The sequence below is a fragment of the Capnocytophaga sp. CM59 genome (assembly GCF_000293175.1).
GTDB lineage: Bacteria > Bacteroidota > Bacteroidia > Flavobacteriales > Flavobacteriaceae > Capnocytophaga > Capnocytophaga granulosa.
The window spans coordinates 76448-93805 of sequence record NZ_ALNN01000013.1 but is presented as its reverse complement, the minus strand read 5'-3'; the positions used below and the strand labels follow the sequence as shown (position 1 = coordinate 93805).

Sequence of the window (17358 nt, the reverse complement as noted above, 5' to 3'; positions counted from 1 at the left end):
ACACGAACAATCATAATCCCAACATGGGCGAATTGCTCACATACTCCGCTCTCGCGGACTTTGCCCCTACACCTGCTCAACACCAATATCCCCAACCCAATATATCTCACAACAGTTACCACACCGCTGGCGCGAGCTTGCAGCTCGTGCCCCAAGAAAACCTCCTCTCCTTCACCTGTCATACACTCCCTTCTTTTGCCCCCGCCCCTTTCCACCTCGCCTATTACGAGGTGCTAACACGCTTTGCCATGGGAGAAATCAAAAAGCTGATGATCACCATGCCGCCCCAACATGGCAAGAGTGAAGGCGCCACCCGCCGCTTGCCCGCTTTTGTCTTAGGACAAGACCCTGACAAACGTATCGCTATTGTCTCCTACAATGCTATCAAAGCGCGCAAATTTAATAGGGAATTGCAACGCATCATGGACGATGACCGCTATTACGAACTCTTTCCACAAACGCTCCTCGCGGGTCAGGCAAGCTACCAAGAGCAAGGCCGACGCAGTCGAAACTATGCCCGCAACTCCGATGAGTGCGAAATCGTAGGCTACCAAGGTAGCTTTAAGACGATTGGCGTAGGAGGTTCCTTAACTGGCGAACCTGTGGATATGCTGATTATGGACGACTTATACAAAGATGCTTCGTCTGCTTGGTCGCCAGTAATTCGTCAGAACGTGGCCGACTGGTACGATACAGTAGCCTCCACACGTTTGCACAACGATAGCCAACAGCTGTTGGTCTTTACTCGTTGGCATATGGAGGACTTGGCAGGCAGACTCTTAGAGCAAGAGGGTATATATGACCCTATTGAAAATCCGCAAGGTTGGCTACTCGTTAGTTTCCCTGCTATACAGAACAGGCCGCCAAGCGAACAAGATCCAAGAGCAGAGGGAGAACCTTTATGGCCTGAAAGACATAGTTTGGAAAAACTCTTAGAGATAAAAGGTCGCTCCCCAACCGTTTTTGAAAGTCTATACCAACAGAATCCACAGCCTTCCCAAGGGTTGATGTACGAAGAGTTCAGCTGTTATACCGACTTGCCTTCTCGTTCCTACTCGGTAGCATATATTGACGCTGCTGATAGTGGGGCGGATTACCTATGCGCTTTATTTTATAAGGAGGCGGAGGACGGCAACTATATTACCGATATACTCTACACCAAAGACCCTATGGAGGTTACTGAAACTACACTGACTTATATGCTCCAGCAACACCAGGTAGAGCGCTGCCATATTGAGAGTAACAACGGCGGCAACCTCTTCGTCAGCAACCTGCAACAACGTTCGTGGGACACAGGCAACCGACTGACGCGCTTTAATCCTTTTCCCCAGAATCAGAACAAAACAGCAAGGATTTTTGCCGCATCGGCCTCTGTGCAGAAGCTGATTAAGATGCCTTTGGATTGGAAAAAGCGTTTCCCTAAGTTTGCTCGCGACCTGACGGGTTACCTCCGCGTAGGTACCAATGCCCATGACGACGCCCCTGATGCGCTCACTGGCACCATAGAGTGTCGCCAGCCCCCCAAGAGAGTCAGCGTCGCGGAGATGTTTGGACTTCGGTAGTGACCAATGACGAGTGACTAACGACAAGTGACGAGTGACGAGTGACGAGTGACTAATCCTATTGTACTCGTCACTCGTTCCCTCTTCGGAGGTTAGGGGGATTAGTCACTCGTCAAATGCTCTTTGCTTTCTAAGACGCAATAAATTGCGTCTTAACGAATTGGACAAAACAATCATTTTCTACCACTATTGCCATTAATCATTAATCATTGCTGGCATTAATCATTAATCATTATTGGCATTGACCATTAATCATTGCTGGTATTAATAATTAATCATTAATCATTGGTCATTAATCATTAAATTCGTATCTTTGTCGCTCATAAGAACCACCTTAATTTATTGCTATGATTTACATGGAACTATTGGTTGTCCTTGCCGCTATATTCATTGGTGCAAGAGTCGGAGGTATCGGCTTGGGTATCTTCGGTATGATGGGATTGGGCGTCTTGGTCTTTGGTTTTGGCCTTAAGCCTGGTAACCCGCCTATCGATGTGATGCTGATCATCGTGGCTGTGATCACCGCCGCGGCTACCTTGCAAGCAGCAGGGGGGCTGGATTACTTGGTCAAAGTGGCCGAGAAAATCCTGCGTAGAAACCCTGCTATGATTACTTTCTTGGCGCCTGTGGTATGTTATTTCTTTACTTTGTTCTCTGGAACAGGACATATTGCTTACTCACTGCTTCCGATTATCTCGGAGATTGCCACCGATAGCAAGGTACGCCCTGAGCGTCCCCTCTCTATCTCGGTGATCGCCTCCCAACAGGCCATTACTGCCAGCCCTATCTCAGCCGCTACCGCTGCCTTGCTCTCAGCTGAACTTTTGGGAGATAGGGGCATCACCTTGGGCAATATACTTATGGTATGTATCCCGGCCACTCTTATCGGGGTGATTGCAGGGGCTATCGCGGTGAATTTCGTGGGGGTTCCTTTGGAAAAAGACCCTGAGTACTTGCGCCGTATACAGGAGGGTATCCTCAGCCAAGACAAGAGTGAAAAAGCTGTCCCTAGTCCACAGGAGCAAAAACGTGCTAAAACCTCTGTGATTATCTTCCTCTTAGGGGTATTCTCTATTGTTCTTTTCGGTTCTGTAGAGGCACTACGACCTACATTCACCATTGACGGAAAAGCAGTACAACTAGGTATGACACAGACCATTGAGATTGTGATGATGTCCACCGCTGGCCTTATGCTGATCCTCTCCAAAGCGGATATCAACAAGGCTGTCAAGGGCTCCGTTTTTATTGCAGGTATGCAAGCGGTAATTGCCATTTTCGGGATTGCTTGGATGGGCGACACCTATTTCAATGGCAATATTGAGTTTTTCAAAGACCATATAGCCGAGATTGTCAACCAGTATCCTTTCCTTTTCGCCGTGGCGCTCTTTGTCATGTCTATTTTCCTTTTCAGCCAAGCGGCTACCGTACGTACGCTCTACCCCTTGGGATTAGGATTGGGGATCTCTCCCCTTGCCATGGTAGCTATGTTCCCCGCCGTCAATGGGTATTTCTTTATTCCAAACTATCCAACCGTAGTGGCAGCGATCAACTTTGACCGTACAGGTACCACTCACATTGGCAAGTATGTGCTCAACCACTCCTTCCAGCTCCCTGGCTTTGTGGCGACCATAGTGGCGATCGCTATAGGATATACAATCATTGCCTTTATGTAACTGATTATCAAAACTATAATAAATGAAATTTTTTAAAACCGTTTTAGCTGTCATAGTAGGCTGCTTTACCAGCTTATTCCTCCTCTTACTGATTTTCATCGGTATGGCTTCTTTCTTTGCGCCCAAGGAGGACGCTCTTGAGATTAAGGACAACGCCATACTTTCCTTAGACTTTCAGCAGGAGGTATATGAGTATAGCAACCCTATACACATCAAGGATTTCGACTATGACATCAGTCAGGATAATACCCTGACAGCGATTCTAAGGGCTATTGAATATGCCAAAACAGATAAGCAGATCAAGGGAATTGTTCTAGGAGGTACCCAAGGTATCAAGGGACGTGCCCACTTGCAGGATATTCGTGAGGCTGTAGAGGATTTCAAGACCTCCGGCAAGTTCGTCTATGCCTTTAGCGAAGGGGCAACCCAGTCGGATTATCTCTTGCAGAGTGTGGCCGATTCGCTCTTTGTGGGTACCCTCTCCGAACTCAATGTACAGGGACTTAGTGCTGAAGTACTCTATTACAAGTACTTACAGGAGAAAACAGGAATCCACATGGAAGTCTTCCGCCATGGTAAGTACAAAAGTGCCGTAGAGCCTTTCTTGGAAAACAGCATGAGTGAGGCCAACCGCGAACAGATAAAGGCTTACCTTAGCTCCTTGTGGGAAAACTATGCCCATGATGTGGCGCAAAGCCGTGGTTTCTCTGTGGCTGACCTCAACCAGATTGCCGATAGCCTTTGGGGGCGTACCCCTGAGCTGGCACTCTCTCATCACTTAGTGGATAAGATTGCCTTCCAAGATGAATTTGAAAAAAGCCTATGTAAGGCCACTGGAGTCAAAAAAGTAAAGGATTTTGAATTAGTTCCTATAGAAAAATATACAAAGAAAGTAGCCGTTGAGTATAAAAAGAACTTGCTCAAAGAGCGAAAGAAAGCGCATATCGCAGTGATCTTCTGCAACGGAGAAATCGTATATGGCCCCTCCGAGGAGGCTACAGTAGGCAACGAGACTATTATCCAGGCCTTACGCCAAGCACGTGATAAGGAATCGGTGAAGGCCATTGTGCTACGTGTGAATTCCCCTGGGGGAAGTGGCCTAGCTTCTGAGCTGATACATAGGGAGATAGAGCTTACCCAAAAGGTAAAGCCCGTCTATACTTCTATGGGCAACTTGGCCGCTTCAGGCGGTTACTATATCGCTTGCAACTCCAAGCGTATCTTTGCCGATAAGCAGACCATTACAGGTTCTATCGGGGTATTTGGTATATTGCCTAATTTCAAAGATTTGGCCGACAAATGGGGGATCAACAGCGAACAAGTACAGACGCACCCCAATGCGCTTACCTATAGTTTGTTTGAGAAAACACCTGAGAAAACCCGCCAGGTATTCACCGAGGGAATTGAGCTATTTTATAAGAAATTTGTTCAACGGGTAGCTGACGGACGCCACATGAGCTGGGAGCAAGTGGATTCCATAGCTCAAGGACGTGTATGGACAGGTGCCGACGCGCTAAAACTAGGCCTTGTAGATGAAATAGGCAACCTTAAGCAGACCATTGCCTATGCTGCCAAAGAAAACAACCTCACCGAGGGTAATTATGGCCTTTTGGCTTATCCTGTTGTAGAAATTGATTTCTCTAATTTCATGAAGAAGCGTTTCCGTGCCTCTACCCAAGCTGAACTTAGAGAGATGATAAGGCAAGAAATAGGTACCAATGTGTATCAGGGAATGCAACAGCTTAAGAATGCTGTTCCCTCCTCTGGCACCTTCTTGCAAGCGAGAATGCCCTATGATGTGTATATCAAATAAATAGATAGTCTATAGAGATTACTTGTGCATGAGTTCCTTATAGAACTGAGGATACACCTTACAAGTAGTCTCTATAGTCTCTCCCTGAAGAAAAGGCTTACCTGTGCCTTGTATATAGTCTATAGCTTCCTGAGGTAGAGTGCCTTTGACGGTAGTAATAGCATCGGAATAGCGGCTGGCAATCTTGATAAGGTTTAGGCTATGAGGCTCTTTTAGTTCCTCTGCTTCCTTTTCTGTGATTTCATCGAAGCCTACTTTAGAAAGTAGCGCCGCATCCAGCTGCCCCTCAAAGGGAGAGCGCAAAAAGCAAGTAATAGTCTTGGTATTATAGAAGATGGGTTCGTCCTTGTAGTATGTTCTTAGGTAGAGCGGAAGCAGTGCCCCAAGCCAACCCTGTATATGGATCAGATCAGGAGACCAATTGAGTTTCTTAACTGTCTCTATGATCCCCTTAGCAAAGAAGATACAACGCTCATCGTTGTCAGCATAGAGTTTCCCTTGATCGTCAAAGGCATCTTCTTGCTTGAAATATTCGTCATTATCAATAAAGTACACCTGCATACGCTCCTTTTGGATAGAGGCTACTTTGACAATCAGTGGCATATCCACATCATTGATAACCAAGTTCATTCCTGAAAGACGAATCACCTCATGCAACTGATGACGGCGTTCGTTGATGTCTCCATAACGGGGCGTAAAGATACGCAATTGTCCTCCTGTGGTATTCAGAGCGCGTGCCAAATCAAAAGCGCGTTGGGCTATTTCTGTCTCTGCCTGATAAGGCAACACCTCAGAAGAAACATAAAGTATCTTTTTATTTTTCATAAGTGTATTTTTTTTAGACGAAAAACATTCAGGCACAAAGTTACAAAAAAAATTACAAACAAACTACTATCAACAAAAAAATAGTTTCGTAAATTCTTAAAAAATGCAAATTTTTGACAAAAAATTAGATTTACAGTCTTTTTTGGCTCCCTTGTTCCAAGAAAAAAAATCAGTAGGCCTTGTCCCTACTATGGGAGCGCTCCACAACGGACATTTGTCCTTAATGAAAAAAGCCTTGCAGGAGAACGACCAAGTCGTGGTCAGCGTCTTTGTGAACCCCACTCAGTTCAACAATGCAGAGGATTTAGAGAAGTACCCGCGCAACCTGGAAAAGGACGCAGCGACGATCGCCAGCCTATCAGACAAGATTGTGCTCTTTGCTCCCGAAATTTCCGAAATGTATGAGGGTGTTCCCACCTCTGGCAGTTATGACTTTCAGGGCTTGGACAAGGTCATGGAAGGCGCTTTCAGACCTGGACACTTTGAGGGGGTAGCCACCATCGTAGAAAAGCTCTTCAGGCTGGTAACCCCTACCCGTGCTTACTTCGGAGAAAAGGACTACCAACAAATATTGATTATCAAGCGTATGGTCGCCCAGCGAGGCCTACCTGTGATGCTGGTACCTTGCCCTATCATCAGGGAGGAAAGCGGCCTTGCTATGAGTTCTCGCAACGAGCGCCTCTCCAGCGAAGGACGCCAGCAGGCAGCTTTCATCTACAAGGTACTCCAAGAGGCCAAAGCGCGCTTTGCCTCCAGCTCCATTGCCGAGGTAAAGGCTTTCGTTGAGCAACAATTTGCCCAAGCACCTGCCTTCGAATTAGAGTATTTCTTAATCGTAGACGAAAATACCCTCCAAGAGGCCACCGAGAAACAAGCCAACAAGGCTTACCGTGCTTTTGTCGCCGCTTATATTGAGGGCGTACGACTTATTGATAACCTTTCCTTATAGTCATGCAACAGATTACCAGCCTACAGAATCCCCTTGTCAAATACCTCTTTACCCTCACCCAAAAGTCCAAGCAGCGCAAGGAACATCAACAATTTCTTATAGAAGGAAAACGCGAGATTACCTTGGCCTTACAGGCAGGCTACCTCATTGAGCAGTTATTCATCTGCCCCGCTATCCTAAGTGAGGCAGAGGTCGAAAGACTTTTTGCAGGGTATAAGTGTACCGCTATTTCAGCAGAGGTGTATGAGAAGCTCTCCTATCGCTCCTCTACCGAGGGGATATTGGCGCTGGCACAGTGTAAAGACCATGCGCTTTCTGGAAGTGTATTCCAAAAAGCGCATCCTTTAGTTTTGGTTGCCGAAGCTCCCGAAAAACCTGGCAACATTGGGGCACTACTACGTACCGCCGATGCCGCAGGGATTGATGCCGTCTATATTGCCAATCCTAAGACAGACCTGTACAATCCCAATGTTATCCGCTCCAGCGTGGGCACTGTCTTTACTGTTCCTATTTTTATGGGCAGTAGTGGGGATATTCGCTCTCACTTACAGCAGCAGGGCTTTGCTATCTATTGTGCCGCTCTTTCGGCCTCTGTGCCTTATGATGAGGTGTCCTATAGGGGGCGTACCGCTATTGTGGTAGGTACCGAGGATATTGGCCTCTCCCCTACTTGGCTAGAGGCTTCCTCCCAGAATATTATCATTCCTATGCAGGGCAAAATTGACTCTATGAATGTATCGGTCAGTGCGGCCATTCTTATCTTTGAGGCTGTCCGACAGCGAAAAAGCTAAACGATCTTCCCGATAGAGTTCTCTCTGGCCAATACAATAAGTAAGTCTTCCTTATCCAAGCGAAGATTCGGATCTGGAGTTACATTCATCTTGCCATCACTATGCTTGACCGCCAATATATTGATCTCATACTTATGCCTTAAATTCAGCTCCATAAGCGACTTGCCTATATAGCTCTTTGGAATTTTGACCTCGTAGATAAAATAGTCCTCCGAGAACTTAAAGTATTCTATGATTGTAGGGTGTAGCACAGAGTAGGCAATCTTTTCCCCCATGGACTCCTCTGGAAAAACCACTTGGGTAGCCCCAATCTTTTCCAAAACACGACCTTGGGTGTGATTCACTGCCTTACAGATGATATCTTTCACGCCTAAATCCTTTAGGTGTAAAGTAATCAATATGCTCGCTTGTATATTGTCTCCTACACTGACAAAGGCCATATCAAAGTCGTCTTTCACTACATTCTTCAGGGCTATCTCATCGGTAGCATCCAAGATAACGGCATCATCTATGATACCCTCATTCAGGGCTTGCTTGATCAGTTCCTCATTGGCGTCAATGGCCAGTACAGTGGATTTATTTTTATAAAGGGTCTTGGCTACGGATTTACCAAATTCGCCCAAACCTATGACTAAAAAATTTTTCATAATTATCCTATTAATATATTTTCTTTAGGGTATTTATAATTACCAACTATTCTCTCACGAGAAAAAGCCAATACAATTGTAAGCGGCCCTACCCTACCCAAAAACATGGTAAAGAGTAAGATAGTTTGAGAGGCTGTACTCAAAGAATTGGTAATCCCCATGGAAAGCCCTGTGGTAGAGAAAGCCGACATAACCTCAAAGAGAATCTTTAGAATTTCCACCTTTGGATCAAAGTAAGTTATAAGTAATGCAGCAAGAAAGACATACAACAGAGTTATAAAAACCAAGGTAGAGGCCTTATTGAACAGCTGCCATGAGATACGTCGTTTAGAGTACTCTATATACCGTCTATTGAGCAAAGAGGTACGTACCCCTAAGTATAAAACACCAAGAGTAGTAGTTTTTATCCCTCCTCCTGTAGAACTAGGCGAAGAACCTATGAACATCAGCAAAATCCACAAAAAAGCCGTTGCTGCTGAAATCTCTGTTATAGGTATGGTATTGAAGCCCACCGAACGCAGTGTGGCTGAGTGGAAGAAGCTAATAAGCAGCTTATTCCCCACAGAGTGCCCCGCATAAGCGTCCATATGATTGTATTCTAAAATAAAAAACAGCAAGGTGCCTGCCCCAAAAAGAATCAAGGTAATCAGGCTGGAAAACTTAGAATTGACACTGATTTTTCTACGCTTTCCCCTGATATACTCAAAGAGCTCTATAATAGCAGTAAAACCGAAACCTCCTAAGAACATCAATGGAATAATAATGAGGTTCATAGGAATATCGAAGGTATAATCTTGCAAACCATTGGGATAGAGAGCAATCCCTGCATTACAAAAAGCCGATACCGAATGAAAAATTGCATAGAAAAGAGCTTTGTACCAGCTATATTGCTTGATAAAAACAAAAAAAAGCAGAAAAGCACCTATAGCTTCTATGAGCAGAACGATAAAAACTACCTTTTTGATATGAGAATACAAGTCTATCTTAGCCTCATGGTTCATACCCTCAGAGATCAATCGCTTGGTATAGAAGCCTATTTTTTTAGTAATAAGCAGCACAATCACTGAAGAAAAAGTCAGTATTCCCAAGCCTCCCAGTTGTATCAACAGCAAAATGCACACCTGCCCATAGTCCGAGAGTATACCATGCATATCACAGATAGAGAGACCTGTACCTGTAACAGCCGAAGTAGCGGTAAAAAGTGCCTCAAAGAAAGTAAACCCGCTCCCCGCGCTATGCGTAAAAGGCATCATCAACAGCCCCGCCCCTACACATATCAGAAAGAGGAAAGAGATTATAATAATGGTATAAGGAGAACAATTACGTAACATCAATGGTGATTAGTGATTAGTGATTAGTGATTAGCGAATAACGAACAGTGAATAGCAAATAGCAAACAACAGGGTGACACTTTTCACTCTTCACTTAATTAATAGGCGGCAAAAGTACTAAATATAAACAAGCTAACCAAATATTTTAAAACTTAGTTTCTAAACATCAATCAATAGTTAAAATATCATTTACTAATCCTCTAAGACACAACAAATTCCATGAATAGTCATTAGTCACTCGTCATTAGTCACTTGTCATTTGTCACTCGTCATTGGTCACTTGTCACTTGTCATTGGTCATTATTCTTATCCCCTTAAAAATTCTAAATAATCAGAATAGAATATTATTTTTTCCTAAACAAAACAACAATCATAGAAATTACAGTTAAAAGACAAAAAAATATTTTACTCCTGCTTGATATGTCAAAAAAAAAACGTATGTTTGTGGTAGCTAAAAAAAACACTTTTGCTATGGAAAATACAGTAAAACTAACTTTCGAAGGAAAGGAATACGAGTTCCCGCTGGTAGTGGGAACCGAAAACGAAAAAGCAATTAACATAGAGAAATTGCGCGCCCTCACAGGGCTGATTACCTTAGACTCTGGCTACAAGAATACTGGTTCTTGCAAGAGTGCTATTACTTTCTTGGACGGAGAAAAAGGTATCCTCCGCTATCGTGGCTATAACATAGAGGATTTAGCAGCCAAGGCAGAGTTCTTGGAAGTGGCTTACCTGCTGATCTTCGGAGAACTCCCTACGGTAGAAGAGTATGACAAGTTCAAGAAAACCATTCACAAGTACACCTTGGTACATGAGGAAATGCGCCAAATACTCAATGGTTTCCCTAAGGCTGCCCACCCTATGGGGGTACTCTCAGCCGCCACCAGTGCGCTGACTGCCTTTAATCCTGTTCCAGTAAATGTGAAATGCGAAAAAGATGTGTATGAAGCAGTGTGTAAGGTGATGGCCAAAGTGACCATTATCGCCACTTGGGTATATCGTAGGCGTGAAGGATTACCACTGAACTATTACAATAATGACTTGGGTTATATTGAGAATATTCTACAGTTATTCTTCTCTATCCCTACCGAAAAGTATGAGATCAACCCAACCGTAGTTTCAGCTCTTAACAAACTGCTTATTCTCCATGGCGATCATGAGCAAAACTGCTCTACTTCTACCGTACGCTTGGTAGGCTCTTCCGAAGCGGGACTCTTCGCTAGTATCTCCTCTGGGGTATCTGCCCTCTGGGGTCGCCTACATGGCGGGGCTAACCAAGCCGTAATTGAAATGCTCGAAGAGATTCACAAGGACGGAGGCGATGTGGATAAGTTCGTTCGCCGTGCCAAAGACAAGGACGATCCGTTCCGCCTTATGGGCTTCGGACACCGTGTATATAAGAACTTTGACCCGCGTGCTACTATTATCAAGGCCGCAGCCGACGATGTGCTTAATGCCTTGGGCATAGACGAACCTATCTTCGCTATTGCTAAGCATCTAGAAAAAGTAGCTCTTGAGGACGAATACTTCAAAGCTCGCAACCTTTACCCCAATGTGGATTTCTATTCTGGTATCATTTACAAGGCTTTGGGCATGCACTTGGAAATGTTCACCGTACTCTTTGCCATCGGCCGCCTACCTGGCTGGATTGCACAATGGAAAGAAATGCGCCAAGGCGGAGAGCCTATCGGTCGTCCTCGCCAAATATATGTAGGAGCCACCCAACGTCCGTTTGTGGAACTTAACAAGAGATAGTTATGAAAAGCATTGTATATACCAAAACCGACGAAGCTCCTTTTTTGGCCACACACTCACTACTACCTATTATTCAGCGCTTCTGTGCCTCTTCAAATGTCACCTTTGAGCTGAAGGATATTTCTTTGGCAGGGCGTATCTTGGCAGCTTTCCCCGAATGGCTCTCTAAGGAGCAACAAGTGAAAGATGACTTAGATGAGTTGGGGCACTTAGCCACTACCCCTGAGGCCAATATCATCAAATTGCCCAATATCAGCGCCTCTGTGCCTCAGCTCAAGGCGGCCATTGTCGAATTGCAAAAACAAGGCTATCCCCTACCCCCCTATCCTGAAGCTCCTGTTACAGAAGAAGAAAAGGCCATCAAAGCGCGCTATGACAAGGTCAAAGGAAGTGCAGTAAACCCTGTCCTTAGGGAAGGTAACTCCGACCGTCGTGCTCCTAAGGCAGTCAAAGCCTATGCCAAAACCCATCCGCATAGCATGGGAGCTTGGAGTAAGGATTCCAAAACCACAGTGGCTACCATGGACGAAGGGGATTTCTATCATAACGAACAGTCTGTAACGCTCAAAGCTGCCGACACCGTACGTATAGAACTACTCACTGCCTCTGGTAAAACCCAACTGCTCAAGGACAACCTCCCTCTACAAGAAGGAGAGATTATTGACGCTACGGTAATGAGTCGAAAGGCCTTACTGGATTTCTATAAAAAGCAGTTTGCCCGTGCTAAGGAGCTAGGGGTATTGCTCTCTTTGCACCTGAAAGCCACCATGATGAAGGTCTCCGACCCTATTCTCTTTGGCTATGCTGTGGAAACTTTCTTTGAGCCTCTTCTTAGCAAATATGCCGATACCTTCAAGCGCTTAGGGGTGAACACACGCAATGGCTTCTCCGATGTCTTAGACAGAATAAGCTCCCTCCCCGATGCCGAAAGAGCTGCTATCGAAAAAGATATAGAAAAGGTATTCGCCGAAGCGCCCGCTGTGGCCATGGTCAATTCCGACAAGGGCATCACCAACTTACACTTTCCTAACGATGTCATCGTTGATGCTTCCATGCCTGCCATGATTCGCAATTCAGGAAAAATGTGGAATACCAAAGGGGAAACCCAAGATACCCTCGCCGTACTACCTGATAGTAGTTATGCAGGTATATACCAAGTAGTAATAGACTTCTGCAAGGAGCATGGAGCTTTTGATCCTACCACTATGGGTTCCGTGCCCAACGTAGGACTTATGGCGCAGAAAGCCGAGGAATATGGTTCTCATGACAAAACTTTTGAAGTTCCTGAAGATGGGGAAATACGTGTTGTAGGGGCGCATGGCAAGGTATATCTCTCTCACCAAGTAGAACGAGGCGACATTTGGCGTATGTGCCAAGTGAAAGATGCACCCGTACAAGACTGGGTAAAGCTCGCCATAAGCCGTGCAAGAGCTACAGGTGCTCCTGCTGTCTTCTGGCTGGATACCCTCCGTCCTCACGACCACGAACTTATCAAGAAAGTAGGTCGCTATCTGAATGACTACGACACCGAAGGATTGGAAATCCATATTCTCTCCCCCGAAGAGGCTACCCTTTTCTCCCTCAAGCGAGCTAAAAAGGGATTGGATACCATCTCTGTTACTGGTAATGTCTTGCGCGACTACCTCACCGACTTATTCCCGATCTTGGAACTCGGTACCAGTGCCAAAGTGCTTTCCATTGTCCCTCTAATGAACGGCGGCGGACTTTTTGAAACAGGTGCGGGAGGTTCTGCGCCTAAGCTAGCCGAACAGCTCTTTCAAGAAAATCACTTACGTTGGGATTCCCTTGGGGAGTTCCTCGCCTTGGGTGCTTCCTTAGAGCACTTTGCACAAACCTACAAAAACCCTAAGGCACAAGCACTTGCCGATGCTTTGGACGTAGCTGTAGGCAAAGTCCTTGAAGAAGGCAAATCTCCCCAATCCAAGGTAGGCACCTTGGACAACCGTGGCAGCCATTTCTTCTTGGCGCGCTACTGGGCTGAGGCTTTAGCCGTACAAACCCAAGACAGTGCGCTCGCCCAAGAATTTGCACCCATTGCCAAGGCCTTGGCCGATAATGAGGCACAAATCTTAAGCGAACTTATGCAGGTGCAAGGAAAGCCTGTAGATATACAAGGCTACTACCACCCCAACGAGGCACTAACCTTCGAGGTGATGCGCCCTAGTAAAACACTTAATTCAATTATTAATAATTAAATGGTTAGTGGTTAGTGATTAGTCTTTAGTAACTAGCCACTAACAACTAATCACTAACAACTAAAAACTAAAAATTCATAACTTAAAACTAACAACGTATGGCATTTGATATTGAAATGATAAAAAAGGTATACGACCGTATGCCTGAGCGAGTAGATAAGGCGCGTAGCATCGTAGGCCGCCCCCTTACCCTCGCTGAAAAAATTCTCTATGCACACCTTTGGGAAGGAACACCTACCCAGGCCTTTGCACGAGGAAAAGATTATGTGGATTTTGCCCCTGACCGTATCGCTTGTCAGGACGCCACCGCTCAAATGGCACTCTTGCAGTTCATGCACGCTGGCAAATCCAAAGTGGCTGTACCTACAACCGTACACTGCGACCACCTTATCCAAGCCAAAGAAGGTGCCGAAATAGACCTTAAAGTGGCTACCGAGCAGTCCAAAGAGGTTTTTGACTTCCTTTCCTCTGTATCCAACAAATACGGAATTGGTTTCTGGAAGCCCGGGGCTGGAATTATCCACCAGATTGTCTTGGAAAACTATGCCTTCCCTGGAGGAATGATGATTGGTACAGACTCCCATACTGTCAATGCTGGCGGATTAGGTATGATTGCCATAGGTGTCGGAGGTGCCGATGCGGTAGATGTGATGGCAGGTATGGCTTGGGAGCTAAAATTCCCTAAGCTCATCGGGGTCAAACTCACCGGTAAGCTCAACGGATGGACTGCCCCTAAGGACGTAATCCTCAAAGTAGCTGATATCCTTACTGTGAAAGGGGGTACAGGAGCTATTGTGGAATACTTCGGCGAAGGTGCTCAATCTCTCTCTTGTACTGGTAAGGGTACAATCTGTAACATGGGGGCTGAGATAGGGGCTACAACCTCTACCTTTGGCTACGATGAGTCCATGCGCCGCTACCTCAAGGCTACTGGCCGCGAGGATGTCGTTGCTGCTGCCGACAAAGTAGCCGCCTACCTGACCGCTGACCCTGAAGTATATGCCGAACCTGAGAAATATTTTGACCAACTCATTGAGATCAACCTCTCCGAGCTAGAACCTTATATCAATGGGCCTTTCACTCCTGACCGTGGTACGCCTGTAAGCAAGATGAAGGAAGTTGCCCGTGCCAATGATTGGCCTCTCAAAGTAGAATGGGGACTTATTGGTTCTTGTACCAACTCCTCCTATGAGGATTTGAGCCACGCTGTATCAGTGATTAAGCAAGCCATTGAGTTGGGCGTTACCCCTAAGGCTTCCTTTGGTATCAACCCTGGCTCCGAACAGATTCGTTATACCATCGAGCGCGATGGTATCATAGATACTTTCAAACAACTCAGCACCAAGGTATTTACCAACGCTTGCGGCCCTTGTATCGGTCAGTGGGACAGAGAAGGAGCAGAAAAACAGGAGAAAAACACCATTGTACACTCCTTCAACCGTAACTTCTCCAAGCGTGCCGACGGAAACCCTAATACCCATGCCTTTGTAACCTCCCCTGAAATGGTAGCTATGCTAGCCATTGCTGGTCGCTTAGACTTCAACCCTCTTACCGATACCCTTATCAATGACAAGGGCGAAGAGGTAAGGTTCAAACCTCCTTACGGAGAAGAACTCCCAACCAAAGGATTTGCCGTAGATGACCCTGGTTATCAGGCACCAGCCAAAGATGGTAGTAATGTAGAAGTCGTGGTATCCCCTACCTCCAACCGCCTACAACTTTTGGCGCCTTTCGCCCCTTGGGACGGAAAGAATATTACTGGGGCTAAGCTGCTCATCAAAGCACAAGGCAAATGTACTACCGACCATATCTCCATGGCAGGGCCTTGGTTGCGCTTCCGTGGGCACTTGGACAATATCTCCAATAATATGCTCATCGGGGCAGTAAATGCCTTCAATGGCAAAACCAACAGTGTCAAAAATCAGCTCACAGGTGCGTATGACGAAGTGCCTAAGGTACAACGTGCCTACAAGGCAGCTGGGGTTCCCTCTATCGTAGTGGGCGACCAGAACTATGGGGAAGGTTCCTCTCGCGAACATGCGGCTATGGAGCCACGCCACTTAGGGGTGAAGGCTGTTTTGGTTAAGTCCTTTGCACGTATCCATGAGACCAACCTGAAAAAACAGGGTATGCTTGCCCTAACCTTTGCCAACGAAGCCGATTACGATAAGATCCAAGAAGATGATACTATCAATTTCCTTGACCTCACCGACTTTGCACCCAACAAACCCCTACACTTGGAGTTTGTCCACAAGGACGGCAGCAAGGATGTCATCACCTGCAACCATACTTACAACGCCTCCCAAATAGAGTGGTTTAAGGCAGGAAGTGCACTGAACCTCATTGCTAAGAATAAATAAAGGTAAATATTTGTAGGTGGCCTACTATCTGTCCCTATAGTTGACCACCTATTTTTTCCTTTAAAAATACACTCTATACTTGAATTTTACACCCAGAACAAAAAGAAAAACATATTGTTTTAAATACCAACAATTTAAATTGTTGATAAGTTTTTTTATTTTTATTTGTTTTTGAAAAGAAATATTTATATTTTCGCAACATCTTTAAAGATAGAAAGATAATGTTTTTAATATTTTATGAAATGGCCTAACACTTATTTATTTATAGCCATATCTCTTATAAGTGTTTTTCTATATTTACTCACCTCTCATGCTTTGAATTTAGACAAAGTATTTGTTCTCTCTCTATCAGAACAACTTACTTCTGAGCAGGTACAGAAAATTCTCTTTATAAGAAAAAAATGGCAATGGGTACAATATGCCTTCATTCCTCTTTTCTTTGGAATCAAAATAAGTATTGTAGCCTTTCTATTAGATATTGGTTGTCTTTTCCATAATAAAGAGATTCCTTATAGGCAACTTTTTCGTATAGTATTATTGAGCGAATTTATTTTTTTATTAGCTCCCATTTTAAAATTATGCTGGTTTTATTTTTTCCAATCTAACTTCACCTTAGAAGATTTACAATACTTTTATCCCTTATCTCTTGGTAACATTATAGATCATAAAACCGTCGCCTCTTGGCTTGTTTATCCTTTGCAAGTGGTAAATGTATTTGAAGTTGCCTATTTCCTTTTCTTATCCATTCAAATAGATAAGGCCATTGGTAGTACTACTGAAGAAGGATTGAATATAGCAGGTTGTAGTTATGGAATAGGGTTGCTTCTATGGGTGGTAAGTGTAATGTTTCTTACCTTAAATATATCCTAATATGGAAAAAGTACTTTTAAAAAAGTTTTTAATAAGCATTATAGTTGTATTATTCTGTGTTATGGGAGTCAAAATAGTAACACTCCTACAGCACAAGGCACAAATAGAACATTCCTTAGCTACAGTACCTGATTTCAGTTTGCAAACCATAGAAGGTACACCCTTTACAAAAGCACAACTCCCTGAGAATGTAGCTATTGTTTTTATTTATTTCAATACAGAATGTGAATATTGTTTTTATGAGGCTAAGGATATTACCTCACATAAGGAACAATTCAAAGAAACTATATTCTTATTTATCTCAACAGAGCCTATAGAAAACATAGTAAACTTTGCTAAAGAACAAGAATTAGAAGGCTATGATTCTTTTCTTTTCTTACAAGATAGGAGTCATACTTTTGCTAAAAAATTTAATGCTCCAAGTATCCCTTATATACTTATCTATGGGAAGAATAAGGAATTATTAATAAGACATAGGGGGCAACTAAAAGCTGAAAAAATAATTTCTGTTCTCAATGAACAGAATTAAAAATAAAAATACTTTTTAATAAAGCCATAAAAAAGCT

The 17358-nt window shown here is 44.4% G+C and carries 13 protein-coding genes; 10 read left to right on the top strand and 3 right to left on the bottom strand.

The features are described 5' to 3' along the window. The first annotated feature begins 23 nt into the window (after nucleotides 1-23). The 3 genes from terL to sppA all read left to right on the top strand — a co-directional run bounded on the left by terL (nucleotide 24) and on the right by sppA (nucleotide 5048). Complete coding sequence (gene terL / locus HMPREF1154_RS04015) at nucleotides 24-1562, top strand: phage terminase large subunit (RefSeq protein WP_009641172.1); 1539 nt, start codon at nucleotides 24-26, stop codon at nucleotides 1560-1562. A 347-nt stretch (nucleotides 1563-1909) separates the two neighbouring features. Next, the gene (locus HMPREF1154_RS04010) at nucleotides 1910-3235 is read left to right on the top strand and encodes an anaerobic C4-dicarboxylate transporter family protein (protein ID WP_034566888.1); all 1326 of its coding nucleotides are present in this window, start codon (nucleotides 1910-1912) and stop codon (nucleotides 3233-3235) included. 22 nt (nucleotides 3236-3257) lie between these two features. Continuing rightward, on the top strand, nucleotides 3258-5048 hold the full coding sequence (gene sppA / locus HMPREF1154_RS04005; protein WP_009641205.1) for a signal peptide peptidase SppA: 1791 nt from the start codon (nucleotides 3258-3260) through the stop codon (nucleotides 5046-5048). Nucleotides 5049-5066: 18 nt separating this feature from the next. Here the strand turns inward: sppA and HMPREF1154_RS04000 are convergent, their stop codons facing one another. Continuing rightward, nucleotides 5067-5873 (bottom strand): glycogen/starch synthase, encoded by an 807-nt coding sequence (locus HMPREF1154_RS04000; protein WP_009641270.1) that lies wholly within the window; start codon nucleotides 5871-5873, stop codon nucleotides 5067-5069. A 103-nt stretch (nucleotides 5874-5976) separates the two neighbouring features. Between HMPREF1154_RS04000 and panC the strand changes: the two genes are divergently transcribed. Both panC and HMPREF1154_RS03990 read left to right on the top strand, forming a co-directional pair. Then, nucleotides 5977-6822 carry a pantoate--beta-alanine ligase gene (gene panC, locus HMPREF1154_RS03995; RefSeq protein WP_009641264.1) on the top strand — a complete coding sequence of 282 codons (846 nt, stop codon included), beginning with the start codon at nucleotides 5977-5979 and terminating at the stop codon, nucleotides 6820-6822. Between the two features lie 2 nt (nucleotides 6823-6824). Beyond that, nucleotides 6825-7613 carry a TrmH family RNA methyltransferase gene (locus HMPREF1154_RS03990; protein WP_009641277.1) on the top strand — a complete coding sequence of 263 codons (789 nt, stop codon included), beginning with the start codon at nucleotides 6825-6827 and terminating at the stop codon, nucleotides 7611-7613. On the opposite strand, the gene HMPREF1154_RS03985 is transcribed toward HMPREF1154_RS03990, so the two are convergent. Both HMPREF1154_RS03985 and HMPREF1154_RS03980 read right to left on the bottom strand, forming a co-directional pair. Further along, nucleotides 7610-8260, bottom strand: coding sequence for a potassium channel family protein (locus tag HMPREF1154_RS03985; RefSeq protein WP_009641238.1), 651 nt, complete (start codon nucleotides 8258-8260; stop codon nucleotides 7610-7612). The genes HMPREF1154_RS03990 and HMPREF1154_RS03985 overlap by 4 nt on opposite strands. A gap of 2 nt (nucleotides 8261-8262) precedes the next feature. After that, nucleotides 8263-9591: a TrkH family potassium uptake protein gene (locus tag HMPREF1154_RS03980; RefSeq protein WP_009641202.1), complete on the bottom strand. Its 1329-nt coding sequence runs from the start codon at nucleotides 9589-9591 to the stop codon at nucleotides 8263-8265. A 471-nt stretch (nucleotides 9592-10062) separates the two neighbouring features. Between HMPREF1154_RS03980 and HMPREF1154_RS03975 the strand changes: the two genes are divergently transcribed. The 5 genes from HMPREF1154_RS03975 to HMPREF1154_RS03955 all read left to right on the top strand — a co-directional run bounded on the left by HMPREF1154_RS03975 (nucleotide 10063) and on the right by HMPREF1154_RS03955 (nucleotide 17321). Further along, nucleotides 10063-11346, top strand: coding sequence for a citrate synthase (locus HMPREF1154_RS03975; protein WP_034566899.1), 1284 nt, complete (start codon nucleotides 10063-10065; stop codon nucleotides 11344-11346). A gap of 2 nt (nucleotides 11347-11348) precedes the next feature. Beyond that, complete coding sequence (locus tag HMPREF1154_RS03970) at nucleotides 11349-13562, top strand: NADP-dependent isocitrate dehydrogenase (RefSeq protein WP_009641229.1); 2214 nt, start codon at nucleotides 11349-11351, stop codon at nucleotides 13560-13562. Between the two features lie 98 nt (nucleotides 13563-13660). Next, the gene (locus tag HMPREF1154_RS03965) at nucleotides 13661-15922 is read left to right on the top strand and encodes an aconitate hydratase (protein WP_009641239.1); all 2262 of its coding nucleotides are present in this window, start codon (nucleotides 13661-13663) and stop codon (nucleotides 15920-15922) included. Between the two features lie 315 nt (nucleotides 15923-16237). Beyond that, entirely contained in the window at nucleotides 16238-16792 is a 555-nt protein-coding gene (locus HMPREF1154_RS03960) for a hypothetical protein (protein ID WP_232211964.1), read from the top strand. Between the two features lies 1 nt (nucleotide 16793). Beyond that, entirely contained in the window at nucleotides 16794-17321 is a 528-nt protein-coding gene (locus HMPREF1154_RS03955; RefSeq protein WP_034566887.1) for a peroxiredoxin family protein, read from the top strand. Nucleotides 17322-17358: the final 37 nt, after the last annotated feature.